At 71.3% G+C, this 22,081-nt stretch carries 26 protein-coding genes; 14 read left to right on the top strand and 12 right to left on the bottom strand.

The annotated features are described in order from the left end of the window. Nucleotides 1-10 precede the first annotated feature (10 nt). Nucleotides 11-1,087, top strand: coding sequence for a DUF5937 family protein (locus AB0K18_RS05765; RefSeq protein WP_364910358.1), 1,077 nt, complete (start codon nucleotides 11-13; stop codon nucleotides 1,085-1,087). Here AB0K18_RS05765 and AB0K18_RS05760 read toward each other — a convergent pair. Continuing rightward, complete coding sequence (locus AB0K18_RS05760) at nucleotides 1,068-2,057, bottom strand: hypothetical protein (protein WP_364910355.1); 990 nt, start codon at nucleotides 2,055-2,057, stop codon at nucleotides 1,068-1,070. The two genes, AB0K18_RS05765 and AB0K18_RS05760, sit on opposite strands and share 20 nt — an antisense overlap. A 174-nt stretch (nucleotides 2,058-2,231) precedes the next feature. Here AB0K18_RS05760 and AB0K18_RS05755 point away from each other — a divergent pair, with 174 nt between their 5' ends. From AB0K18_RS05755 to AB0K18_RS05735, 5 genes are all read left to right on the top strand, one after another. After that, the gene (locus AB0K18_RS05755; protein WP_364910354.1) at nucleotides 2,232-3,368 is read left to right on the top strand and encodes a histidine kinase; all 1,137 of its coding nucleotides are present in this window, start codon (nucleotides 2,232-2,234) and stop codon (nucleotides 3,366-3,368) included. A gap of 1 nt (nucleotide 3,369) precedes the next feature. Next, nucleotides 3,370-4,050, top strand: coding sequence for a response regulator transcription factor (locus tag AB0K18_RS05750; protein WP_364910349.1), 681 nt, complete (start codon nucleotides 3,370-3,372; stop codon nucleotides 4,048-4,050). A gap of 147 nt (nucleotides 4,051-4,197) precedes the next feature. After that, on the top strand, nucleotides 4,198-5,109 hold the full coding sequence (locus AB0K18_RS05745) for a hypothetical protein (protein WP_364910348.1): 912 nt from the start codon (nucleotides 4,198-4,200) through the stop codon (nucleotides 5,107-5,109). 71 nt (nucleotides 5,110-5,180) lie between these two features. Further along, nucleotides 5,181-5,876, top strand: a complete 696-nt coding sequence (locus AB0K18_RS05740) for a hypothetical protein (protein ID WP_364910346.1) — start codon at nucleotides 5,181-5,183, stop codon at nucleotides 5,874-5,876. 42 nt (nucleotides 5,877-5,918) lie between these two features. Then, nucleotides 5,919-6,653, top strand: coding sequence for an alpha/beta hydrolase (locus AB0K18_RS05735; protein ID WP_364910344.1), 735 nt, complete (start codon nucleotides 5,919-5,921; stop codon nucleotides 6,651-6,653). On the opposite strand, the gene AB0K18_RS05730 is transcribed toward AB0K18_RS05735, so the two are convergent. Both AB0K18_RS05730 and AB0K18_RS05725 read right to left on the bottom strand, forming a co-directional pair. Continuing rightward, nucleotides 6,650-7,063, bottom strand: coding sequence for a PPOX class F420-dependent oxidoreductase (locus AB0K18_RS05730; RefSeq protein ID WP_364910341.1), 414 nt, complete (start codon nucleotides 7,061-7,063; stop codon nucleotides 6,650-6,652). The two genes, AB0K18_RS05735 and AB0K18_RS05730, sit on opposite strands and share 4 nt — an antisense overlap. Before the next feature lie 36 nt (nucleotides 7,064-7,099). Further along, nucleotides 7,100-8,065, bottom strand: coding sequence for a WYL domain-containing protein (locus AB0K18_RS05725; protein WP_364910338.1), 966 nt, complete (start codon nucleotides 8,063-8,065; stop codon nucleotides 7,100-7,102). Between the two features lie 96 nt (nucleotides 8,066-8,161). Between AB0K18_RS05725 and AB0K18_RS05720 the strand changes: the two genes are divergently transcribed. Continuing rightward, complete coding sequence (locus AB0K18_RS05720) at nucleotides 8,162-9,520, top strand: MFS transporter (protein ID WP_364910335.1); 1,359 nt, start codon at nucleotides 8,162-8,164, stop codon at nucleotides 9,518-9,520. A gap of 91 nt (nucleotides 9,521-9,611) precedes the next feature. Here AB0K18_RS05720 and AB0K18_RS05715 read toward each other — a convergent pair whose 3' ends face one another. After that, nucleotides 9,612-10,094 carry an Rrf2 family transcriptional regulator gene (locus AB0K18_RS05715; RefSeq protein ID WP_364910332.1) on the bottom strand — a complete coding sequence of 161 codons (483 nt, stop codon included), beginning with the start codon at nucleotides 10,092-10,094 and terminating at the stop codon, nucleotides 9,612-9,614. Between the two features lie 91 nt (nucleotides 10,095-10,185). Here AB0K18_RS05715 and AB0K18_RS05710 point away from each other — a divergent pair, with 91 nt between their 5' ends. Then, a complete protein-coding gene (locus AB0K18_RS05710; protein ID WP_364910329.1) occupies nucleotides 10,186-11,379 on the top strand; it encodes an MFS transporter in 1,194 nt (397 codons plus the stop codon). A gap of 1 nt (nucleotide 11,380) precedes the next feature. Beyond that, on the top strand, nucleotides 11,381-11,914 hold the full coding sequence (locus AB0K18_RS05705) for a GNAT family N-acetyltransferase (protein WP_364910326.1): 534 nt from the start codon (nucleotides 11,381-11,383) through the stop codon (nucleotides 11,912-11,914). 35 nt (nucleotides 11,915-11,949) lie between these two features. On the opposite strand, the gene AB0K18_RS05700 is transcribed toward AB0K18_RS05705, so the two are convergent. Next, nucleotides 11,950-12,969 carry an aldo/keto reductase gene (locus AB0K18_RS05700; protein ID WP_364910323.1) on the bottom strand — a complete coding sequence of 340 codons (1,020 nt, stop codon included), beginning with the start codon at nucleotides 12,967-12,969 and terminating at the stop codon, nucleotides 11,950-11,952. A gap of 150 nt (nucleotides 12,970-13,119) precedes the next feature. Between AB0K18_RS05700 and AB0K18_RS05695 the strand changes: the two genes are divergently transcribed. Then, nucleotides 13,120-13,953 (top strand): helix-turn-helix transcriptional regulator, encoded by an 834-nt coding sequence (locus AB0K18_RS05695; protein ID WP_364910321.1) that lies wholly within the window; start codon nucleotides 13,120-13,122, stop codon nucleotides 13,951-13,953. A gap of 89 nt (nucleotides 13,954-14,042) precedes the next feature. Next, nucleotides 14,043-14,429, top strand: coding sequence for a hypothetical protein (locus AB0K18_RS05690; RefSeq protein ID WP_364910318.1), 387 nt, complete (start codon nucleotides 14,043-14,045; stop codon nucleotides 14,427-14,429). Nucleotides 14,430-14,632: 203 nt separating this feature from the next. On the opposite strand, the gene AB0K18_RS05685 is transcribed toward AB0K18_RS05690, so the two are convergent. The 3 genes from AB0K18_RS05685 to AB0K18_RS05675 all read right to left on the bottom strand — a co-directional run bounded on the left by AB0K18_RS05685 (nucleotide 14,633) and on the right by AB0K18_RS05675 (nucleotide 17,025). Further along, entirely contained in the window at nucleotides 14,633-15,826 is a 1,194-nt protein-coding gene (locus AB0K18_RS05685) for an FAD-dependent oxidoreductase (RefSeq protein WP_364910315.1), read from the bottom strand. Nucleotide 15,827: 1 nt separating this feature from the next. Further along, entirely contained in the window at nucleotides 15,828-16,382 is a 555-nt protein-coding gene (locus AB0K18_RS05680; protein ID WP_364910312.1) for a TetR/AcrR family transcriptional regulator, read from the bottom strand. A 322-nt stretch (nucleotides 16,383-16,704) separates the two neighbouring features. Continuing rightward, on the bottom strand, nucleotides 16,705-17,025 hold the full coding sequence (locus tag AB0K18_RS05675) for a helix-turn-helix domain-containing protein (protein WP_364910310.1): 321 nt from the start codon (nucleotides 17,023-17,025) through the stop codon (nucleotides 16,705-16,707). A gap of 159 nt (nucleotides 17,026-17,184) precedes the next feature. On the opposite strand from AB0K18_RS05675, the gene AB0K18_RS05670 reads away from it, so the two are divergent. Together AB0K18_RS05670 and AB0K18_RS05665 are read left to right on the top strand one after the other, a co-directional pair. Next, nucleotides 17,185-17,817 (top strand): NAD(P)H-binding protein, encoded by a 633-nt coding sequence (locus AB0K18_RS05670; protein ID WP_364910308.1) that lies wholly within the window; start codon nucleotides 17,185-17,187, stop codon nucleotides 17,815-17,817. A gap of 83 nt (nucleotides 17,818-17,900) precedes the next feature. Then, nucleotides 17,901-18,095, top strand: coding sequence for a hypothetical protein (locus AB0K18_RS05665; protein ID WP_364910306.1), 195 nt, complete (start codon nucleotides 17,901-17,903; stop codon nucleotides 18,093-18,095). A 243-nt stretch (nucleotides 18,096-18,338) separates the two neighbouring features. On the opposite strand, the gene AB0K18_RS05660 is transcribed toward AB0K18_RS05665, so the two are convergent. Continuing rightward, nucleotides 18,339-19,868 carry a hypothetical protein gene (locus AB0K18_RS05660; RefSeq protein ID WP_364910303.1) on the bottom strand — a complete coding sequence of 510 codons (1,530 nt, stop codon included), beginning with the start codon at nucleotides 19,866-19,868 and terminating at the stop codon, nucleotides 18,339-18,341. Nucleotides 19,869-20,128: 260 nt separating this feature from the next. Here AB0K18_RS05660 and AB0K18_RS05655 point away from each other — a divergent pair, with 260 nt between their 5' ends. Continuing rightward, nucleotides 20,129-20,659, top strand: a complete 531-nt coding sequence (locus AB0K18_RS05655) for a transposase (RefSeq protein ID WP_364910301.1) — start codon at nucleotides 20,129-20,131, stop codon at nucleotides 20,657-20,659. A 93-nt stretch (nucleotides 20,660-20,752) separates the two neighbouring features. Here the strand turns inward: AB0K18_RS05655 and AB0K18_RS05650 are convergent, their stop codons facing one another. The 3 genes from AB0K18_RS05650 to AB0K18_RS05640 form a co-directional block, all read right to left on the bottom strand. Continuing rightward, the gene (locus tag AB0K18_RS05650) at nucleotides 20,753-20,911 is read right to left on the bottom strand and encodes a hypothetical protein (protein ID WP_364910298.1); all 159 of its coding nucleotides are present in this window, start codon (nucleotides 20,909-20,911) and stop codon (nucleotides 20,753-20,755) included. A gap of 5 nt (nucleotides 20,912-20,916) precedes the next feature. Next, complete coding sequence (locus tag AB0K18_RS05645) at nucleotides 20,917-21,252, bottom strand: hypothetical protein (protein WP_364910295.1); 336 nt, start codon at nucleotides 21,250-21,252, stop codon at nucleotides 20,917-20,919. A gap of 256 nt (nucleotides 21,253-21,508) precedes the next feature. Then, nucleotides 21,509-22,081 (bottom strand): TetR family transcriptional regulator, encoded by a 573-nt coding sequence (locus AB0K18_RS05640; protein ID WP_364910292.1) that lies wholly within the window; start codon nucleotides 22,079-22,081, stop codon nucleotides 21,509-21,511.

Here is a 22,081-nt window from a genome sequence, read left to right as displayed (position 1 = left end):
TGATGGGGGGATGACGGTGCGGATCGACATCAGCGGCCTGCCCGCGGAGCGGCTGCGGTTCGCGGCCTCCCCGCTGGCCGAGCTGACCGCGATGCTGCACGTGCTCGCCGAGCCCGGGCACCACCCGCAGCTCGCCGGCTGGGCCGCGGACGTCTGGGCCGGGCTGCGGCCCGAGCTGGCCGAGCGGCTGCGGGAGGCGGAGTTCCTGTGGCGGTCCTCGCGCGCCGACTTCCTCGTCCCCGCCCGGCCGCGGCCGACGCTCGCCGAGGAGCTCGACGACGTGGACCTGATCGACGACGAGACGTACGTGACCGCCGCGCTCGTCACCACCTGCGGCAGCAACCGGGTGCACTTCGGCGCGCCGTCGCCGCTCACCGACGCGACCGCCCGCGAGCGGGCACTCGACCTGGCGCAGGCGCGCGGCGCGCTCCAGGAGGCCTTCGCGGAACGGCTGCTCGCGGACCCCGCCGCCGTCCGTGCCCGCGTGCGGCAGACCCTGGAGCAGTGCGCGGACGCCTTCTTCGACGCCGCCTGGGCGGACGCCGCCGTGCGACTCGCCACCGACCTGCGCCTGAAGAACGACCTGCTCAGCCGCCAGGGCATCGCGGCGGCGCTCGCCTCGGTCTCCGAAGCCCTCACCCTGGCACCCGGCGGCGACCGCATCGAGGTGGACAAGCTGCAGGACAACGCGACCACCGCGCGCGGCGGGCTCACGTTCCTGCCCACCGTCTTCGGCCACCCGCACCTCGTGGTGATCCACGCCCCCGGCTGGCAGCCGGTGGTCCAATACCCCGTGACACGCACGCCGCAGCCGGTCCCGCTGGACACGGTCACCCAGCGGCTGGAGGCGCTCGCCCACCCCGTACGCCTGCGGCTGCTGCGCACCCTGGCCCGCGGTCCCCATACGACCGGCGAACTGGCCGACGCCTGGGCGCTCACGCCCCCTGAGGTCTCCCGCCACCTCGCCGTGCTGCGCCGCGCCGGCCTGCTCATGTCCCGGCGCGACGGCCGTTACGTCCGCTACACCGTGAACGTCCCCGACCTCACGGCCCTGGGCAGCGACCTGCTCACGGCCGTCCTGCGCTGAGCGGCCTGCGGCGGCGGGCCAGCAGCGCCAGCAGGATCACCACGAGCAGGCCCAGTGCCGACAGCTCCAGCTTGTCGGTGAGGGTGGCGGCGTTGGCCGGCACGCCGAAGGCGGTGTGGCCGGTCAACGCCCCGCCGGCCAGGCAGACGCTGTGCCGGTCGGTCCACGCGGTGCTCGCCGTCCAACGGCGTACCAGCCGGCCGGCCACCACAGCGAGCAGCGCCGCGGCCACCATCGGCACCGCCACCCAGCCGCCGTGCGTGAAGGCGGGCTGATCCGCCCCGCCGAAGGGGAACAGCAGCGCCGGATAGCCGAACCCGGCCACCAGCCCGAGCGCTCCGGCCGTCCAGGGCACGGGGACGGGCGCTCGCGTTCGTCCGCCGGCCGGCACCCGCAGCGCCACCACCGCCAGCAGCACCACGGCGGCCACGCAGCCGACGAGCACCGTGGCGGGCGCCTGGTAGCCGGGGTCGATGGAGGTCGCCACCGTCACCCGCAGCAGCAGCCCGCCCAGCACGAACACGACCGCGGCCACGACGAGCCCGGTGCGCTTGAGGTAGGGCCGCTCGCGCAGCGACGGGACGGCCAGGTCGGTCAGCAGGATCGGCAGCGCCACACTGAACACCGCGTGATAGGGCAGGTTGAGCTCGGTGTAGGCGGTGTTCAGCCCGAGGAACCTGGGCGCCCAATCGGCCGCCCCGTACATGGTCGGGCTGCTGAGCGCCTGCAGCACCAGGCCCTCCTCGACGATGCCGTACGCCAGGCCGAGCAGCAGGATCGACGGCCAGCCCCCGCGGCGCCGTCGGACCAGCTCCCGGATCAGCACCGTGCCGGCGCCGTAGATCGGGATCCACAGCAGGAGCAGCCAGATCTGGCTGAGCGGTGGATTGCCCAGGGTCAGTTCTGCGACGACGGGAGTGACCACCGCCAGCAGCAACGCGGCACGCCGGCCGCCCTTCGGTTCGTCCATGAGGCCAGCGTGGCGGGCGGCCGGGCCCCGTCTCTGCCGGCGATCGGCCGGACCTGGGCAGCCCCGGTCGCTTTCCTCCCGGACCTCTGGCCGCCCGGTTGATGACTTTGGTCGGGGCCGCCGGTGACCAGGGTTGCTCACGCGGGGTGATGCGGCGAACTACGATCGGCGGTTGTGTTTCTGACCAGCGTGGACGACGAGCGGCCCGGCTGGGTCGTGAGCGTGACCGGTTTCGTGCCCGCCCTGGCCGGGGCGGTGGCCGTGGTCTGGGGCGACCTGGCGGGCGAGCTGGCGGGCGGCCTGCAGCCGGCCGTCGACCTGGTGGGCGGCGCGCTGGCCTGCGCGGGCGTGTGGTGGTGCCGCAGGTGGCCCGTCGGCGTGGGGCTGGCGGTGATCGCCATCTCGGTGGTCGCCGCGTCCGCGTCCGTGGCGGCGGGGATCGCCGCGCTGTTCGCCGCCCTCTACCGGAAGCCGCAGGTGGCTCTCGCGGTGGGTGCGGCGGGGGTGGCGGCGACGCTGGTCAGGTTCGCGCTGCGGCCGCCCGGCCTCGCGCCTTACCCGGTGTGGGCGCTGGTCGGGGTGCTGTTCGGGGCGGCGGTGACCGCGTGGGGGATGCTCGCGCGTACCCGCAGGGAGCTGGTGCGGTCGCTGGCGGAGCGGGCCCGCCGCGCCGAGGCCGAGCAGCGGCTGCGCGCCGAGGAGGCGCGCCGCGCTGAACGGCTCGGCATCGCCAGGGAGATGCACGACGTGCTCGCCCACCGGCTGTCGCTGCTGGCGGTGCACGCGGGAGCGCTGGAGTTCAACGCGGGCGCGACGCCGGGCGAGGTCGCGGAGACGGCCGGGGTGATCAGGTCGAGCGCCCGCCAGGCGCTGGAGGAGCTGCGGGAGGTCATCTCCGTCCTGCGCGACCCCGCGTCGCACACCGGGGAAACGGATCTTGGGGCGCTCGTGAAGGAGTCACGGCGGGCGGGGACGCGGGTCGAGCTGCGGGATCACGGCGTACGCCTGTCCGAGGCGCCCGGCGCGGTGGGCCGCGCGGCGTACCGGATCGTGCAGGAAGGGCTCACGAACGCGCGCAAGCACGCGCCGGGCCGGCCCGTCACCGTGCTCGTGTCGCACGCGGACGGCGAGCTGGTGGTCGAGGTGCGCAACCCGCTGCCCGGCGCCCCCGCCCCGCTGGCGCAGGCCGGGGCGGGGGCGGGGCTCGCAGGGCTTTCTGAACGGGCGGCGCTGGCCGGGGGCCGGATCGAGTACGGGCCGGCGGCCGAGGGCGCGTTCGTGCTGGCGGCCCGGCTGCCGTGGCCCGGCTAGCATGATCCGGGTGGGAGCCGACTCGAGCGCGCCGATCCGGGTGCTGATCGTCGACGACGACGCGCTCGTCCGCGCCGGGCTGACCCTGATGCTCAAAGGCGCCCCCGGCCTGCACATCGTCGGCGCCGTGGCCGACGGCAGCGAGGTCGAGCCCGCCGTCGCCGAGCACCAGCCCGACGTGGTGCTCATGGACATCAGGATGAACGGCCTCGACGGCATCGAGGCGACCAGGCGGCTGCGGGCCCGCGCGGGAGCGCCCGAGGTGGTGGTGCTCACCACGTTCGACGCCGACGAGCTGGTGTTCAGGGCGTTGCGGGCGGGGGCGAGCGGGTTCCTGCTCAAGGACACCCCGCCCGAGGGCATCGTGGACGCCGTACGCAAGGTCGCGGCCGGCGAGCCGACTTTGTCGCCGAGCGTCACCCGCACGCTCATCGCCCACCTGATGCCGGAAGAGGAGAACCGGCGGCGCGACGACGCCCGCGAGGTGCTGGCGCGGCTGAGCGAGCGGGAGCGTGAGGTGGCATTGGCGGTCGGCCGGGGGAAGCCGAACGCGGTGATCGCCGGTGAGCTGCACATGAGCGTCGGCACCGTGAAGGGCTACATCTCCCGCATCCTCACCAAGGCAGGGCTGGACAACCGCGTCCAGCTGGCCCTCATCGCGCACGACGCCGAGCTGGACTGATCACCTGGGCAGACGATCCGGCAGCAGCGCTCGCCGCCCGGGGCCGGATCGCCGGGCTCCCGGCCTCCTGGGTGCTTCCCGGCCACCGCGCGTGGCGGAGGGGGTCAGGGGCGCAACTTTTCGCGTACCAACAGCATCCGATAGATCATGAAATTTCGGACGTCACTCGCGGCACTCACCGTCACCGCCCTCGCGGCGACCGCCCAGCCCGCACTCGCCGAGGCGCCGGCCACCATCGCCTACGCGCAGCGCACGAAAGGCTGGGAAGTGGTGTTGACCAGCGGCAAGGTGGTGAAGGTGCCGCAGGCGCTGACCGCGGCGCCCAAGGACGCGGTCAACGCGGGAGCGCGGGCGCCGTTCCTCATCAGCGGCGACGGGCGGCACCTGTTCTACTACCGCACGAAGGACGGCCTGTTCGTGGAGCGGACCGTCCACGGCAAGGAGCGGGTGGTGGCCAAGGGCATCAAGGCGTACGCGATCGGCGAGGAGTGGCCGGTCGTGGCCCCTGACGGGAGCTATGTGATCATGCAGACCTCGGGGCCCGGCCTGAGCGACCTCACGAACCTGCGCACGCGCAAGACCATGGGACTGCCCGAGAAGACCGACGTGTGGGCCCTGCTCGGGTTCAGCCCGGACGGCGAGCGGCTGCTGCTGAGCGGCGAGCGGGTGTGCGTGTTCGACCGGGCACTGCGCTCCCGCCTGCGGCTCAAGACGCGGCTGTCGCCGAGCGCGCTCGCGGGCGACTACACCACCGCGGCCGTCCTGGTCGGCAAGCACCAGAAGTACCGGCAGCTACGCCTGCTGAACCTGCGCACCGGTCGCGCCGCCGGGGTGGTGAACGTGAAGCTGCCGCGCGGCCAGTACATCGACGACGTCGACTTCGACCGCTCCGACCGGCTGGTCGTGCGGTCGAAGACCGCGACGGGCGTGGCCGTCTACCAGGTCTCGCGCAAGACGGGCGCGGTGAAGCCGTTGAAGAAGATCAGGCGGCCGAACGTGGCGACGTGGGTGCTCCCCGGCGACGAGTCGTACGAACGGTGGACGGAGAAGCGTTCTTAGTGCCAGGACCACCCTCGATCCTCGCCCGTCCGCCCGTGCGCACGCCGGCCCGCGCCGGTTGGATCTTCACCATGACGAACGAGAGTTTTCCCGGCAGGTGGATCGAAGGCGTCGGCTTGGTCGCGGGGCCTGTGCTGGTGATGGGCGGGGTGCTGCTGAAACTCGGGTACGACGCGTTCTTCCCCGAGCAGCTCGCCGCCTTCGCCGGCAACCCCGCCCAGCTGACGGCCGCCTACAGCTGCTTCGCCGCCGGAGTCGTGCTGCTGGCGGCCGCCGTCCTGGGCCTGGTCAGGCGGATCGCCGCCACCCACCCGCTGCTCGCCCAGTGGGGCCTGGCCCTCACCCTGGCGGGGCTGTTCGCCCGCGCCTTCCACGCCGGCGTCTCCCATCTGGCCTTCCAGCTGGTGGACGTCCAAGGTCTGCGGACGGCCCAGCAGGCGATCAGCGAGCAGTACGGCTCCTTCCACATCTTCCAGACGATCAATCTGGCCACCATGGCAGGCTGGGTCGTCCTCGCCGCCGGCACGTGGCGCTCGGGCGCGCTCGGACGGGTGCAGTCGGTGGCCCTGGCGCTGATGGCGGCCATGCCGCTCGGGGTGCTCAAGGGCACCGGCGTGACGTCGATCATCGCCGCGGCCGGCCTGTGCGTCGCGCTCGTCCCGCTCGGCGTCAAGGTGCTCACGCGGGGACCGGCGCCCAAGTGGTGGACGTACCCCCTGGCCGCCGTCATCGCCGCCGGCGCCGCCCTGGTCAGCCTCGCGGGATAAATCGCTCGCCGCCCGCGCGGAATACCGATGTAATCCATTGCCATGCGCATCACCTCGGACACCGTGACCGACGGCATCCGCGAGCAGTCGTTCACCATGGGCGAGATCCCCGGGGTGCTGTGGACGCCCGCCGGCGCCTCAGGGCCCCGTCCGCTGGTCCTGATCGGGCACGGCGGCGGGCAGCACAAGAAGGGCTGGGAGGTCGTCTCCCGCGCCTTCCCTTACGTCACCACCTGCGGCTTCGCGGTCGCCGCGATCGACGCCCCTGGCACCGGCGACCGGCCCGAGCACCCGGAGATCCGGCGGCTCGTCGCGGAGATCCAGGAACGCGAGGCCGCCGGTCTGCCCTTCGGCCCGGCTTGGCCCGCACTGAACGAGACCGTGGCGGCGCAGCTCATCCCCGACTGGCGCACCACCCTGGACGCGCTGCGGGAGCTGGACCACGTCGGCGACCGGCATCCGGTCGGCTATTACGGCCTGTCGGCGGCCGGCGAGATGGGCATCCGCCTCGTCGCGGCCGAGCCCCGCATCACCGCCGCCGTCCTCGGCCTCGTCGGCAGCGACTGGCTCATCGACACCGCGGCGCGGATCACGATCCCGGTCGAGTTCCTGCTGCAGTGGGACGACGAAGGCAGTCCGCGCGCGTCGGTCATGAGGCTGTTCGAGGCGCTCGGCTCGGCCGAGAAGACCCTGCACGCCAACCCCGGCGGTCACTTCCGGGTGCCGGCCTTCGAGATCGACAGCTCGATCCGGTTCTTCACCCGGCACCTGACCTAGCGATGGACGGCCCGGCGGGCCTCGTACCAGGTCTCGCCGACCGGCTCGCCCGCCATGTTCCAGCTCCACGAGATCGTCGGGGTGATGCGCAGGTAATGGCCGGGCCCGACCATGCCCACCCGCTCCACCGGCCCGTCCGCCTCCCCGTAGACGCGGACGCCCCGCGCCACGAACGGGTTGACGGACACCATGTCGTCCACGACGAGGGAGACCTTCGTACGGCCCTGGCCGACGTTGCGGAACTTGCGGGTGTGCAGGACCGACTCCCCCGAACCTCCCACCCAGAACAGGCTCCCGTCGAACTCGAAGGCCACCGGAACCACGTCCGGCTGATCATCGGCTGAGACGGTGGCGAGCCTGGCGAGCGGCTGCGACTGCAGGAAAGCGATCTCTTCGTCAGTGAATGACACGACCCATCCCCTCGGACTGTGCAGGATCACGCCAGGCTAGCCGAGCCCTCTGACGATCCTGGCGCGCAAGGAGTGCAGGGCCTGGCGGAGTTCGGCCGGCTCGACGTCGGTGAGGTCGGCGTCGAAGGTGAGCAGCAGACCGGCGATGCCCGGCCAGGACCAGGCGCCCAGGGTGAGGCGGCAGGTGGTCTCCGTGACGGAGGTGACGATCGAGCCGCCGGGAGCGTAGCGGGCGACGGTGGCGGCGGGCAGCGCGAGGGTGGCCGAGCCCCGGCACGGCCAGTCGGCGAGGGCGTCGCCCCGGTCGGGCGCGGTCATGACGAAGGCGACGGGGTCGCCGTGCGGGATGTCGCGCCGGTCGAAGGGGGTGTGCGTGGGAGCATGCGCCTGGATGCGGTCCATGCGCATGGCTCGCCAGCGGCTGCCTTTCAGGTCGAAGGCGACCAGGTACCAGCGCGCCGCCCACACCACGAGGTCGTGGGGTTCGAGCGTGAGCGTGACGGGCCGCTCCCCGTCGCCGGTGTAGCCGACGCGTACGAGGTGCCGCCGGTTGATCGCGCTGCCCACCGCCCGGACGGTCTCGGCGTCGATCGGCGGAGCCGGGAACTCCCAGTAATTACGGGCCGCTGAGACGGTGAACGCCTCGGCGTGCAGGCGGCTGCGCGCGGGCATCGCCTGGTGCAGCGTGGCGAGCGCCCGGGCCGCGTTCTCCCTGATGCCGGACAGCACCGCGGGGACGGTCTGCAGCGCGACCGCCGTCGCGACGGCCTGCTCCTCGTCGAACACGACCGGCGGCAGCCGCGCGTCGGGGCCGAGCCGGTAACCGCCGCCCGTGCCGCGCACGGCCTCGATCTCGTACCCGAGCTCCCGGAGCGTGTCGATGTCGCGGCGGACGGTCCGCACCGACGTGCGGAGCCGGGCGGCGAGCTGCTCGGCGGTCAGGGTCGCGCCGATCCCGAAGATGGACAGCAGTTTGAGCGTACGCGCGGAGGTGGCAGCCATGGTTCTCCGATTCTCTCCCCAGTAGCGGCCACTCGGCGGCAACTATGTCCGCCATGGTTCCGGGTCATGACTGCTCATCGGACTTCGTCCGTACCCATGGCGGCACTGCTCGTGGTGCTGTTCGGGTCGTTCATGGACCTGCTCGACGCGACGATCGTCACCGTCGCCGCCCCGGCCATCTCGCGGGACCTCGGCGCCGACGACGCCCAGATCCAGTGGACGATCGCCGCCTACACCCTCGCACTCGGCGCGGGCCTGATCACCGGCGGCCGGCTCGGCGACCAGTACGGCCGCAGGCGGCTGTTCCTCATCGGCCTGGCCGGGTTCATGGTGACCTCGGCGCTGTGCGCGCTGGCCGCCGACCCGGCGATGCTCATCGGCATGCGGGCCGCGCAGGGACTCACCGGCGGCATCATGGTGCCGCAGGTGTTCGGGATCATCCGGGCCTCGTTCCCTCCGGAGGAGCGGGCCAAGGCGTTCGGCGCGTACGGGGCCGTCCAGGGTCTCGCCTCGGTCGCGGGGCCGCTGCTCGGCGGGCTGCTCGTCGAGGCCGACCTGTTCGGGCTGGGCTGGCGGACGATCTTCTGGATCAACGTGCCCGTCTCCGTCGTGGCCCTCGTCGTCGGCGCGAAGGTGCTGCCCGAGTCCCGCTCCGCCTCGACCGCGCGGCTCGACCTGGTGGGCGCGCTCCTGGCCGCCGCGGGCATCCTGCTCCTGCTGCTGCCGATCATCCAGTCCGAGACGTGGGACTGGGGCTCCTACGCGCTCCTTGCGGCCGGGGTCGTCGTGCTCGCGATCTTCCTCGCGTACGAGCGCCGCCTCACCGCCCGCGGCGCCGAGCCCGTCTTCGACCCCGCCCTGCTGCGCATCCGCGCCTTCACCGTCGGCCTGGCCGCTTCCGTGCTGTTCTTCGGCGGCATCGGGCCGTACTTCCTGACCCTCTCGGTCTACCTGCAGAACGGCACCGGCCGCACCGCCCTGGAGGCCGGCCTGGTGATCCTGCCGTACGCGCTGGGCTCGATGGTCACCTCCGGCCTCGGCGTCGCGCTGGCCGCCAGGGCCGGCAGAACGCTGCTGGTCGCCGGCTCGCTCACGATCGCGGCTTCGCACCTCGTCCTGTGGTACGTCGTCAAGGACGGGAGCGATCCCGGCTACTGGCTGCTCGCCCTGGCCCTGTTCGTCGGCGGTCTCGGGCTCGGGCTCGCGGCACCGATCCTCGTCAACGTGGTCCTGGCCGGCGTCCCAGGCCGCAACGCGGGCGCGGCGGGCGGCGTCCTGTCCACCGTCACCCAGCTCGGCGGCGCCGCCGGCATCGCCGTCCTCGGCACGGTCTTCTTCACCGCGGCCGCCGGCCCGGCCGGCTTCAGCCACGCCCTCGCCGTCGTCCTGCTCGCCTCGGCCGCGCTCTACCTGATCACGGCCGTGGTGATGCTGGCACTCCCGAAGACCGCTTAGAGGCCGGTGCCCCCGGCTGGTCGGTCGCCCGAATGCGCTCGATCAGGGCGTGCAGCCGTCGGGCGTCGCGGCAGCTCGGGGCGTGCCGGCTTCAGCTCCTGGTCGTGGTCAGCCAGCGGCGTACGTCGGACATGGCGGTGCCGTCGCTGTCGGCGTCGATGTCGGCGGCCAGGTCGGCGATGGAGATCTCGGCGAGCGCGCGTGACCAGGCGTCCTGGGCGGCGGCCATGGCGCGGGCGATCGCGCACGGTCGTGAGCACCGCTCGGCGGGGATGCCGAGCGGGCCGCGCTGCCTGATCTCGGCGCATCGGTACGCGGGCTCGTCCCCGTCGATGGCCCGCACCACCTCAAGGGCGCTGATCTCCGCGGCGGGCCTGGTGAGGGTGTAGCCGCCGACCTGCCCCATGGTGGAGCGGACGATCCCGGCCCGCGACAGCGCCTGCAGGTGCTTGGCCGTGTACGCCGGCGGCGTGCCGTGGAGTTCGGCCAGTCGTGCCGCCGGCACCGGTTCGTGGCTCTGGCTGAGCGTGACGCAGCTGTGCAACGCCCACTCCACCCCGCTCGACATCTTCATGTCTCCCACCCTACCCATCCCGGACAACTGATGTCCGAGTTGTGATATGAACTCGGATGGAAAACATCCGAGAAGAAGGGGCGGAGTGCCCATGACGCAGACAGCACGGCAATCCAGCAGCACCTCTCTGGGAGTGGCGGCCTTAGCGCTGTTCGTCGCGGCGGCGAACCTGCGACCGGCCATCGCGGCCGTCTCACCGCTCGTCGACCAGATCCGCGCCGACCTGGATCTGTCGGCGACCGGCGTGTCGCTGCTGACCACCGTCCCGACGCTGGCCATGGGCGTGTGCGCGCCGCTGGCCGCCTACGCGGGCCGCCGGTACGGCCTGCAGTCCGGCGTGCTCGCCGGGCTCGTGATCATCGCCCTCGCCACGGCGGCGCGCCTGCTCGGCGAGTCCACCTGGCTCCAGCTGAGCAGCGCGGCCATCGTGGGAGCGGGGATCGCCATCGCCCAAACCCTGCTGCCCGCCGTGGTCAAGACGCGCTTTGCCGCCCGCGCCGGGCTGGTCACCGGCCTCTACACCGCCGGGCTCGGCCTGGGCGGCGCGGTGGCGGCCGGAGTGAGCGCGCCGCTGGCCGACGCCCTCGGCTCCTGGCCCGGAGCGCTCGCGTCGTGGGCGGTGCTCGCGCTGGCGGGCATCGCGCTGTGGTCCGCCGCCAAGGGCTCCCTGAGCCTGGACGACGTCCCCGCCCCCGCCGGGCCCGTGACCCGGCAGATGCCCTGGCGCAGCGGCGTGGCCTGGCACATCACCATGTTGTCGGCCGTCAACTCCGCCCTGTACTACTGCGAGCTGGCCTGGGTGACGCCGCTGCTGCACGACGACGCCGGTCGCGACGCGGCATCAGCCGGGGGCATGCTGACCGTGATGATCTCCATTCAGGTCGTGGCGATGCTGGCCGTACCGGCGCTGCTGGGAGAACGCCGCGGCCCATGGGCGGGCCTGGCGCTCACGATGACGCTGACCGCCGCCGGCTTCCTGGGCCTGGCGTACGCGCCGGCCACCGGGACATGGGTGTGGATCGCGGCGCTCGGCGTAGGGCACGGCGGGCTGTTCACGCTGGTGCTGACCCTGCCCGTGCTGGCCGGCCGCGACCCCGGCGAGGCCGGGCGGATCAGCGCGATGGCGTTCTTCGTCGGCTACGGCTGCGCCGCGCTGGCCCCCCTCCTGGTGGGCGCACTGCGCGACGCCACGGGCGACTTCACCCTCGCCTTCAGCGTGCTGGGTGTGCTCGGCCTGCTCATGCTCGTGCCCATAGCCCGCCTGCGCCGCACCGTGGAGCGCTGACATGCAGGCCGACCGCGTGACCCTCGAACGTCTCACCGGCCAGGAGGCCCTGGCCCGCACCTCCCACCTGGCGAACGTCTACCGGGCCGCGTTCGGCGGCCCGCCCTGGCACGAGGACCAGCGCGCCGCCGATGCCTTCGCCGCACGCCTGACCGCAGACGCGCGACGCCCCGGATTCGCGGCGGTGCTGGCCAGTGGCGACGACGGCGAACCCGTTGGTCTCGGTACGGCATGGCGCACCCCCAGGCCCTTCCCCACGGGCCGTGCCTACGACCTCGTCCGCGCCGAACTCGGTGACGCGGTGGAAACGCTGCTGGTCGGAGCGGTGGAGGTGGACGAACTGGCCGTGCACCCGCACGCCCGCGGACAGGGCCTCGCGGGAGGAATCCTCGACCTCCTGTGCGGCCGTACCGACCCTTGCTGGCTGCTGACCGCTCCGCACGCGACCGCCGCGATCAGGCTCTACGAACGGCTCGGCTGGCGCCGCCTGACCGGGCCGAGGGCGACCATCGTGGTGTTCCTGCGTTCGCCGTAACGCACTCATCCCGAGCCTCCCGCCGGGGCCTCGGTTCAGGCTGCCGACCGGAGCCCGGCGGGACGACGCCGGAGAGCGGGGTCGAGCAACGCCGGGGGCTTGTACTCCTGGTCGAGCGCGGTGACGTCGGTGCCCGGCGGGACGATCTTGTCGATCCGGTCGAGGAGGTCGTCGGACAGCTCGACGTCGGCCCCTGCCACAAGGTCGTCGAGGTGCTCCATGGTGCGCGGGCCGAGGAGCGCGGCGGTGACACCCGGGTGGGCGATGGCGAACGCCATGGCCAGGTGCGTCATGGGCAGGCCGGTCTCCTGGGCGAGCGGGATGAGCTGTTCGACGACGTCGATGCGGCGCTCGTCCGACAGGTGGCGGGAGAACTGGACGCGTTTGAGGTCGTTCGCACCGCCCTTGCGCACCCGGCCGGTCAGCAGGCCCTGGCCGAACGGGCCCCACACCATGACGCCCATGCCGTACTCCTGCGCCAGCGGCAGCACCTCCCGCTCGATCCCGCGGTTCAGGATCGAGTACGGTGGCTGCTCGGTGCGGAACCGCTGCAGCCCGGCGCGTTCTGCCGTCCACTGCGCCTGGACGATCATCGAGGCGGGCGCGGTCGAGGTACCGATCACGCGCACCTTGCCCGCCCTGACGAGGTCGGTCAGCACGGAAAGGGTCTCCTCCAGGTCGGTGTCCGGGTCGGGCCGCTGGAGCTGATAGATGTCGATGTAGTCGGTGCCGAGCCGGCGCAGGGAGTTCTCGACGGCTGTGGTGATCCAGCGGCGGGAGGCGCCCTGCTGGTTCGGGCCCTCACCCATCGGCATGCCGACCTTCGTGGCCAGGACCACCTCGTCACGGCGGCCCTTCAAAGCTCTTCCGACGATGTCCTCGGAGTCGCCATAGCGGTCGGCGGTGTCGATGAGGTTGATCCCGGCATCCATCGCCTTGTGGATGATCCGGACCGACTCGTCCGGATCATTGCCCATCAGGCTGGCGAACATCAACGTGCCAAGCGCGTAAGGGCTGACCTTGATCCCGGTCCGGCCGAGGTTGCGATACTTCATGAACGTGCTCCTTGGGTCCCGGCGGCGAGTGGTCCCCGCCGGCCGGCACGTCCACCTTCCGCGGACGCGCGGACATCAACCAGTACCCGCCGCAACCGGTGGACCGGGAGTACCACGACGGGACGCCGGCGGTTGCCCGATACTGGGGAAATGACCGGTTCAACGAATCTTGGCAGGGCCCTGCACGCCTGGCGGGATCGTACGAAACCGGCCGAGGTCGGCCTGCCGGACGAGGGAGGCCGGCGCGCGCCGGGCCTGCGGCGTGAGGAGCTCGCCCAACTCACCGGCTTGTCCGTCGACTACATCGTGCGGCTCGAACAGGGCAGGGCGACGAATCCGTCTCCCCAGGTACTGTCCGCGCTGGCTCGGGCGTTGCGGCTGACGGCGGCGGAGCGTGAGCACCTCTTCGTACTCGCCGGTCAGGCGGTGCCGGGCCCCGGGCAGATCTCCGACCATGTGCCGGCCGGTGTCCAGCGCCTGCTGGACCGGCTGACCGGCACCCCGCTGAGCGTGTACGACGCCGCATGGAACCTCATCACGTGGAACCGGTTGTGGGCACTGCTGTTCGGCGACCCGCCCGCGGCACGCGGCTTCGCGAGGAACGCGGTGTGGTGGTCCTTCGTGGAACCGCCTGCCGGCTACCCGCAGGCCGTGAGCAGAGAGACAGGCCACCGCGCCGCCTTCGTCTCCGACCTGAGAGCGGCGTCGGCCCGCTACCCGAAGGATGCCGGACTGGCCGCACTGATCGACGAGCTCCGTACCCGAAGCGGCGACTTCACGGCGCTGTGGGACTCCGGCGTGGTAGGCGTGCACGAACCCCTGACCAAGACGGTCCGTCACGCCGGCGTCGGCGAACTCACCCTCGACTGCGACATCCTCGCGGCGCTCGGCGCCGACCTGCGGATCATGGCCTTCAGCGTGGCGGAGGGCAGCGAAACCGCCGAACGCCTGCGCCTCCTGGAGGTCGTCGGTGTCCAGCTCTGACGAACGTCGCCGCGTCCGGAACGGACAGGCGCTTGAGGTCGGGCAGATCAGGCCCTGACGCCCGGCGGCCCCTCACCCCCCAATGCCGCGTGCAGCACGGCCATGGCGGGCGCGCCGTAGGGGTGGCCTGGGGTCCGGGCGGCGTACGGGATCTCCGGTATGCGGTGGACGGCGAGGAGATCACCAGGTTCCGCGTCACCATCCCCGATCGGCGGTCCGGCCGCGTCCCTGACGCCCTGGACGCTGCCGCCCAGAATCTGCTCTTCGACCTGGACGACTCAGGTTGGCGTACGGACCCGGAGTTGCCGCCGGCTTGGACCGCCTTCGAGGGATGGTTCATCGCCCTCCAGGAAGGCGGGGGCGTGGAGGGCCACCTGGAAGGCCAGGAACCGCTCCCACCGGAATTCGCCACCCTCTATGCGTGGTCGCTCAACGGTTACCATCCCGCCTGGCGACCAGCATCACCTCAACACTGACACTCATCGGCAGGACCACCGGCAAGGAGATCGACCGCGAGTGGCTGGACGGCAGCCACCCCTGCATGTCCATCCCTTGGAAGAAGTGAGGCTCGTGGCGGCGCCCTTGCGCCGGCGGCCACGACCCACCGCCTACGCGGCACCGCCGGTACCTGGTCCGTCTCCCCTTGTGCACGTGAAGACGCGGAAGAGGATGGTGTCAGCTATGTGGCGATGTGCTCCGGACGGACGCCCATGCCGATGAAACGTCCCAGGACGTGGCGCAGCGGCGGCAGCGTTCGGAACGCTGTGAAGATCGGGGGCGCGTGCTGGGTGGTGTCGTCGCCCAGGTCCTTGGGATAGAGGTCGCGCAGGATGCCGAGCTGGAAGGCCTGGGTGATCCTCGCGGCGCGTTCTCTTCGTGCCTGCACCCGGGCCAGGTCGGCGTCTTGTGGTTCGCCGCCCCGGCCGAGAAGCGGGCCCAGCAGGTTGGCGGTGGCCACCGCGTCCTGCACGGCCAGGTTGATGCCCACGCCGCCCGCGGGCGACATGGCGTGGGCGGCGTCACCGATGCAGAGCAGCCCTGGCCGGTGCCAGCGTGTCAGCCGGTCCACCCGGACGCTCAGGTGGTGCACCGCCTCCCAGTCTTGGAGGTGTTCCACGCGGTCGCGCAGCGCGGGCGCCAGGTGCGCCACCCGCTCCTGGAACGCCGGCAGCCCCGCGGCCTTGAGCTCCTCGAAGGCGTCCGCCGGGATCGCGTAGGCCATCTGCCAGTAGTCGCCACGGTCGATGGAGATCAGTGCCCCCTTGCCGCCCTGGAAGAAGGGCACGCGGTCCTGTGGGCGGCGGGGCAGGTGGAACCACAGCACGTCCATGGGAGGCGAGGAGCTGACGGGGATGAGGCCGGCGCGGGCTCGTACGGTGGAGTGGCGGCCGTCGGCCCCGATCACCAGGTCGGCCCGCACCTCCACGGGGCCGTCCTCGGTGTCGGCCAGGACGCCGGTCACCCGCCCCTGGTCGGTGAGCAGTTCCGTGGCCCGGGTACGGCGCAGCAGCCGGAAGGACGGATACGCGGTGGCCTTGCCGGCCAGAAAGTCCAGCACGTCCCACTGCGGCATGAACGCGATGTAGGGGCAGCGCACCTTTAACCGGCTGAAGTCGGCGAAGGTGACGTCCCGGCCGCCCATGTTGACCGACACCTGCGGCATCTTGGTGTGCGGCAGGTTCAGGAACTCCTCGATCCAGCCCAGCTCCGCGATCAGTTCCAGGGTGGAGGGATGGACGGTGTCGCCGCGGAAGTCACGCAGGAAGTCCGCGTGCTTCTCCAGTACGATCACCTCCACGCCGTGACGGGCCAGCAGCAGCCCGGCCATCATGCCCGCGGGGCCGCCCCCGACGACACAACACTGTGCGCGCATCTCATCCTTCTTCCGGAAAAAGCAGCCCGACCAGGGCCGCAACGCTGACGGGGGTGCCCAGCCGCCGGTTGACGGCGACGGTGGCGAACAGGGTCCTGGCGGCCGTGACCGTGTCGTGCGGGCGCAGCTCGCCGGCATCGATCCGTTCGGCAAGGAAATCGCCGATGAGCCGCTGGCCCTCACCGACCAGCGCCGCCAGCGGCGCGCGGGCCTGGGCGGAGCTGAAGAACACGGCCATCAGCTCGGCGTTGTCGGCCAGCAGCCGATCGAACGCCTCCAGCAGCTCGGCCAGCACCACGACAGCCGGCCGGGTGTCGTGGTGCTGTACCCGCAGCTCCCGCAGCCGTGGCAGGAAGCCCCGCTCGGACAGCAGCGTCTCCACCATCGCCTCTTTGCTGTCGAAATAGCGATACAGCAGGCCAGGTGTCACCTCGGCGGCCTGGGCCACATCCTTGATGGTGGCCCCGTCCACGCCCTTGGCGGCGAACACCCGCAAGGCCGCGTCCAGCAGTTGCTCCCGGCGCCATACCGCCTGCTCGCTTCGAGTCCTTGCCACTACCCGCTCCTATTGAGTAAACGTTTATTCAACGTATCACGCAATTCGTCCTGTGGTACGGCACCGGGCGCTCGCGCGTTCGCGGGGTCACCACCTCGGGCGCGGCCTCGGGCCGGGATCAGCCCCATCCCCGGCAGGCCAGGGACGTGAACGGCACGGAGCCACCATGGTCATCTAGCTCGTCAACGTTCGATGGGCCGGGGCGTTCCTGGAGGATTCCGACGCGCCGACCTCGGTCGTCAACTTCGTGGCCGAGCAGCTCGGCATCGTGGATCCAGTACGTGAGGAGGTACACCGAGCGGACCAGGACGCGCTTCGACCATCAGCGGGAGATCCGGTGGTCGTAGGCTTCACGTGCCTTGAGCAGTTGGGGAAGATGGTTCTGTGCCCAGACGCGGCAGGCCGCGATCGGTTCGAGCAGCGTGCGGCCCAGCGGCGTCAGCTCGTACTCGACCCGGGGTGGGATCTCCAGGTAGGCGGTGCGGCTGATCAGCCCGTCGCGTTCGAGCGCGCGCAGTGTCTCGGTGAGCACCTTCGGCGTGATCCCGCGGAGCGGGGTGCGGATTTCAGTGAACCGGCGAGGGCCGTGCTCAAGGCAGATGAGGACCATCGCTGACCATTTCTCACCGATCCGGATCGGCATGACGCTGGATGGGCAGGCTGGGTCGAACATCTCAGGGTCGAGTGGCACAGTCACTATCCAGACGCTAAGTGAGTACCGTTGAAGTAACAAGTTCCTCGTGGATACCGTCTCGGAGCAGCGGCGGGTGGCCTTGCCCGCCGGAGAGAACGGATTATCCAGATGAACAAGATCGTTATTGTCGGTGCCGGTGGCAGGGCTGGCCGCGCGGCGGTTGCCGAGGCTCGCATGCGTGGCCACCAGGTCACCGCGGTGGTCCGTGATCCGGCCAAGTACGGCGACCTGGCGGCCGATGAGGTGGCGATCGTGGCGGGTGATGTCACGGACGCGGACAGCGTCGCCGCGGTCGCCGTCGGCCACGATGCTGCGATCAGCGCCGTCTATGACGTCGAGGCGTCGCCCGACAGCTTCTATGCCGGCGCGGCCACGGCCTTGCTGGACGGATTGTCCCGTGCCGGAGTCGGCCGGTTGCTGGTGGTCGGTCTCGCCACCCTCCTGGAGACCGAACCAGGGGTGCGGCTCATGGACACGGACGAATTCCCGCCCGAGTATCGGCCGTTCTCCGAGGGCCATGCCGCGGGACTGCAGGTTCTGCGCTCCACCGCCGGCAGCCTCGATTGGCTGTACGTCAGCCCCACCGGAAATTTCGACCACGACGGGCCACGAGTCGGCCGCTACCGGACCGGTGGCCCTGCGGGCACCGGCCTCATCTCCTACGCCGACTTCGCCATCGCCCTGCTCGACGAAATCGACACCCCCAAGCACCACCGCACCCAGATTGCTTTCACCAACTGACCCCACGGGCGAATCGGCGACCGACCAACGACTCAGCGGTGGCGGCACCCAGATCCCGGCCCACCACGTCGAGCGAACAAGCGATGAGTCAGGTCACTTCAGGAGACAGCCCCTTCCGCGAAGCAATCTGGCCGCATCCCGTCCTCCACGCCCAGCTCGGCCGCTCGGCCCGGCTCTGGATCGCGGCCCCCATCGTCGGCAGGATCACCGGCAAGGAGATCGACCGGGAGCGGCTGAACGGCAGCCACCCCCGCATGTCGATCCCTTTGAAGAAGTGAGGCTTGTGGTCGGAACACAGTTCCGGTGCCGCAACCACTCGACATCGAAACCGGCCTGCATCGACTCCGCGCGACAGAGCCGGCCGCACCGCATGAGGCCGGCCCGCATGGCCGCACTCGACAGAGCCGGCCGCAGCGCATCGAAATCGGCCCGCGTAACCGCACGCGGGCCCGGCCTGGCCGCTCTCGTGCCCGGCGTCGCCAGGAGGGGACGCCCGGTCGTACCCGACCCCGGGCACCCGCCTATGACGACCGCAGTTCCGCCGCCACCGCTCGTTCGCGCAGTTGCGCGGCCTCGCCCCGTACCGTCTCCAGCTCCGCCCGCAGATCCTCCAGCCGTACCCGCTCCAGCCGCAGCTCCGCCTGCGCCCGGTCGCGTTCCTTGACCGCCGCGTCCACGCGCGACCGCTCCCGCGACGTCAGCTTGCGCTCGCGCGTCAGCGCGGCGGTGCCTTCCTCCTCCGACGCCGCCAGCCGCTCGGCCAGTTGCTCGGCTTCGGCTGTGGCTCGGGCGGCGTCCTTCAGCGCCACCGCCCGGTCCCGCTCCGCCTCGGCAGCGGCACGTTCCGCGGTGACGGCGCGCTCGACCGCCCGTTCACGCTCCTGCACCGCCACCTCCTCCCGCGCCTTGGCGCGGGCGGCCTCCCGCTCGGCCTGCTCCCGCTCCCGTACGGCCGCCGCCGCCTCGTCCCGCGCCCGATCCCGCTCCTCACGCGCCGACGCCACATCCTCCTTCGCGCGTACGACCTCCGCCCGCGCCTCGTCCTTCACCCGCATGACCTGCGCGTCCGCCTCTTCCTGCGCCCGGGTGATCTGCGCCTGCGCCCGTTCCTCAGCCTGTACGACCTGCGCGTCCGCCTCCTGCCGCGCCCGCAGGACCTCGGCCTGAGCCTCCTCACGCGCTCGCTCGATCTCGGCCCGGGCCGCCTCCTGGGCTTGCGCGATCTCCACCCGAGCGCGTTCCTCGGCCTGCTCGACCTCGCTCCGGGCCGCCTCCTGAGCTTGCGCGATGTCCACCTGAGCCCGGTGCTCGGCCTGCTCGACCTCGGCTCGGGCGCGCTCCACGGCCTCGGCGGCCTGGGCCTGCGCCTCGGCGATCTGGCGGTTGGCCAGCTCGACGCGTTCGGCGAGCTCCTGGACGGCCTGGTCCCTGGCCAGCGCGTTCAGCTCCGCCTCACGAACCGCCTCAGCGGCGCGCCGCTCGGCCAGCTCAGCCCGCCGCTTGGCCTCCTCGGCAGTCTGCAGCGCCTGCCGTTCGGTGCTGGCCGCCTCTCGCAACGCCGCCAGCGCCTGCTCCCGCGCCCGCTCGGCGTCACCCAGCGCGGTCTCCCGCTCGCTCTCGGCCTCCTCCAGCCGCTGCCGCATCTCCGCCGTCTGCCGGCGGGCGTGCTCGGCCGCCTCGCGTGCCAGGCGTACCTGCTCGAACGCCTGCTCCCGCTCCGTACGCGCAATCGCCACCCGCGTATGCGCCTCGGCCTGCACCGCACTCAGCTTCGCCTCGACCCCGGCGGGGCTGAGCTCCTCGGCCAGTGCCTTGGCCAGCGGCTCGATGGCCGCCGCCAGCCCACTCTCCATCCGGTCGTACAGCTGCTCGGCCCTGGCCAGCGCCCCCTCAAGTCCTGGGGTGGCCCGCCGCAGCTCCCGCTCCCGCTTGGCCGCCGCCTGACAGTCCTTCTCCGGACAGTACGCCTTCGGCCGCCCTCTCCCCCGCCGCTGCTCGATCGGCGATCCACAGTGCTTACAAGGCGTTACGACACTGGTCTCCTCAGTCACCGAGCCAGCCTATCATTTTCGATTTTCCAGAAAATATAAATCAGAAAAGCAGTTCTGTTGCGTGCTGAGGATCCCGGATCTACTTGCGAGAAGGCAGAATTCCCGCAAGTAGCTATGGGTGAGTTTCCCGCTACGGTTCGCGCGAGGTCGCCGTTGTCTGTTCCCCCCTGCAGAAGGCTGAGCGAAGTCTCATGGAACCTGGACGCTCGTCTGCTCCTGCCTCAGGAACGGTGGCATGAAGACTTCCGGGCCAGCAGGGCGTGCCGTCTCACGGAAAGTCAGCGCGTGAGCAAGCGCTTCACAGGGGCTCTCCCCTGGGACGAGCCATCCGCCACACCCTTGCAGGGGGTTGGTCACCTCGTTGCAGGGTGCGACGTGGTGAGCTGACCGGTAAGGCGTGGGCACGCATCGAGCCGTTGCTGCCGGCTGTCGATGGCCGGGGACGTCCCTGGCGGGATCATCGGCAGGTGGTGGACAGGATCTGGTTGCGGCTGCGGACCGGTGCGCCGTGGCGGGACATTCCCAAGCGGTACGGGCCCTGGCAGACCTGCTTCAAGCGGTTCAAGCGCTGGGAACAGGACGGCACCTGGGCTCGGCTGCCGGAAGAGATGCAGGTCAAAGGACGACGCGATCGGCCAGGTCGAGTTCACCGTCAGCATCGACTCCACCATCGCCCGCGCTCACCAGCACGCGGCCGGCGCCCCTATAAGGGAGACGCCGGTGAGACGATCGATACCAAGCACTCGCAAAACCGGCATACGCTCGGACGGTCCCGTGGCGCGGATGGCTGAGGAGATGCACTCAGTGTGGGACAAGCCGTCCCAGCGATGTCTGCGAGCAGGTCCCGGCCGATCGCCGGGCGGAAGGACCGGGGCGCGGCGTGGTCAGTGGCCGTCTGATCCGGGGATATGGATTCCGGCGGCGCGGAGCTTGGCCTCGACGAGCATGACTCCCTGGGCTGCGGCCGACCCCTGCTCTTCGCCGTGGAGGGCGATCAGCTTGTACCGGGTCGCGGCCTCGGTGCCCGCTTGCAGGCCGATCACGATCTTCAGGTGTTCGGGGTTGGCGAGGAGTGGTCGGCCATGGCGGTGGCGAACTCGGCGATGCGTAAGTCGTCCAATTCCCAGGTCACGGCTTCGGTTGCGCGCTTGATCAAGGCGACGGAGCGGGTGTCGTCGAGGGCGTGCTCGACGTGGGTGAGGTGGTCGTCGAAGCCGTCGGGGACCAGGGCCTTGGCCAGGATCCAGCCTTCCCTCGTCGCCGCCACCTCGTCGGCGGGGAAGCCAAGGCGGGACATCCACTCCAGCAGCGTCACGGCGCGGTCGGACAGCAGGGCCCGGTCGCCGTCGGCGAGCCGGTGCAGCGTGTTGCGCCGCGCGGTCAACTCTTCTATCCGTTCGGTGAGCTGCCGCTCGACGTCGGCGAGCGCCGCTGCGAAAGCGCAGGACGCGGTTCGTGATCGTGCTTCCTGGTCGCCTAGTAGATCGTGGTCTACCGGCCGTGACAATTTCTCCGATCTTCGAGTGGCGTGTCCAGGGCGATGGGGCCGTCGCTCAATTCGGCGTGCCTCTCTTCGCACAATCCTGGGGTAGGCGTGGATGTCTCGACGACCTTCGTCTGGAAAGCCGATGCTGCCCGGATCAGGCGCCCGGGGCCGGGCAGCAAGCAGGGCGGGCGAGGGCGAAGGCCCGGTCGACGAGCTCAGCGCGCTCGGTCTTTCCGCCCAGGCGGTGCCACTCGCGGGACGCGGAGTCGAGGGCAGCCGCCGCGCAGGCCGTGACGAGTTCGGCGGCGAGGACGTCGAGCCCGAACTTCCGCTGGACGACGTCGGCGAACTGCCGTCGGATGTCATCACGTGTCTGGTGGAAGCGGGCACGCAACGCCGGCGTCGACGCGATTAGCCGGTGGCGTTCGTCGGTGATCTCTTGACTCCAGTCCCGCAGTACGGCATGCAGTGCCTCCCACGGTCCGAGGTCGGAGGGCTGCCCGGACAGCTCCTCGACGATGTCGTCGCCCAGCGCGCGGACACCCTCGAAGACCACGTCCTCCTTGGTGGGGAAGTAGCGGAAGAAGCTGCGTTTGGAGATGCCGGCTGCCTGGGCGATGTCCTCGACCGTGGTCTCGTCGAACCCGCGTGAGGTGAACAGCTCCATGGCCACGTCGGCGAGCTGCATGGTCACCGCTCGCCTGGTGCGCTCTCTCAATCCTGTCAC

Source organism: Nonomuraea sp. NPDC049421 (assembly GCF_040677005.1).
Lineage (GTDB): Bacteria > Actinomycetota > Actinomycetes > Streptosporangiales > Streptosporangiaceae > Nonomuraea > Nonomuraea salmonea.
The sequence above is the reverse complement of the archived record's forward strand: the minus strand, read 5'-3'. Positions and strand labels throughout refer to the sequence as shown.

Excerpts from the sequence above, each read along its gene's own strand:
- AB0K18_RS05765 (WP_364910358.1), top strand. The coding sequence starts at position 11 with ATGACGGTGCGGATCGACATCAGCGGCCTGCCCGCGGAGCGGCTGCGG.
- AB0K18_RS05760 (WP_364910355.1), bottom strand. The coding sequence starts at position 2,057 with ATGGACGAACCGAAGGGCGGCCGGCGTGCCGCGTTGCTGCTGGCGGTG.
- AB0K18_RS05750 (WP_364910349.1), top strand. The coding sequence starts at position 3,370 with ATGATCCGGGTGGGAGCCGACTCGAGCGCGCCGATCCGGGTGCTGATC.
- AB0K18_RS05745 (WP_364910348.1), top strand. The coding sequence starts at position 4,198 with ATGAAATTTCGGACGTCACTCGCGGCACTCACCGTCACCGCCCTCGCG.
- AB0K18_RS05740 (WP_364910346.1), top strand. The coding sequence starts at position 5,181 with ATGACGAACGAGAGTTTTCCCGGCAGGTGGATCGAAGGCGTCGGCTTG.
- AB0K18_RS05735 (WP_364910344.1), top strand. The coding sequence starts at position 5,919 with ATGCGCATCACCTCGGACACCGTGACCGACGGCATCCGCGAGCAGTCG.
- AB0K18_RS05725 (WP_364910338.1), bottom strand. The coding sequence starts at position 8,065 with ATGGCTGCCACCTCCGCGCGTACGCTCAAACTGCTGTCCATCTTCGGG.
- AB0K18_RS05720 (WP_364910335.1), top strand. The coding sequence starts at position 8,162 with ATGGCGGCACTGCTCGTGGTGCTGTTCGGGTCGTTCATGGACCTGCTC.
- AB0K18_RS05715 (WP_364910332.1), bottom strand. The coding sequence starts at position 10,094 with ATGAAGATGTCGAGCGGGGTGGAGTGGGCGTTGCACAGCTGCGTCACG.
- AB0K18_RS05710 (WP_364910329.1), top strand. The coding sequence starts at position 10,186 with ATGACGCAGACAGCACGGCAATCCAGCAGCACCTCTCTGGGAGTGGCG.
- AB0K18_RS05705 (WP_364910326.1), top strand. The coding sequence starts at position 11,381 with ATGCAGGCCGACCGCGTGACCCTCGAACGTCTCACCGGCCAGGAGGCC.
- AB0K18_RS05700 (WP_364910323.1), bottom strand. The coding sequence starts at position 12,969 with ATGAAGTATCGCAACCTCGGCCGGACCGGGATCAAGGTCAGCCCTTAC.
- AB0K18_RS05695 (WP_364910321.1), top strand. The coding sequence starts at position 13,120 with ATGACCGGTTCAACGAATCTTGGCAGGGCCCTGCACGCCTGGCGGGAT.
- AB0K18_RS05685 (WP_364910315.1), bottom strand. The coding sequence starts at position 15,826 with ATGCGCGCACAGTGTTGTGTCGTCGGGGGCGGCCCCGCGGGCATGATG.
- AB0K18_RS05675 (WP_364910310.1), bottom strand. The coding sequence starts at position 17,025 with ATGCCGATCCGGATCGGTGAGAAATGGTCAGCGATGGTCCTCATCTGC.
- AB0K18_RS05670 (WP_364910308.1), top strand. The coding sequence starts at position 17,185 with ATGAACAAGATCGTTATTGTCGGTGCCGGTGGCAGGGCTGGCCGCGCG.
- AB0K18_RS05665 (WP_364910306.1), top strand. The coding sequence starts at position 17,901 with ATGAGTCAGGTCACTTCAGGAGACAGCCCCTTCCGCGAAGCAATCTGG.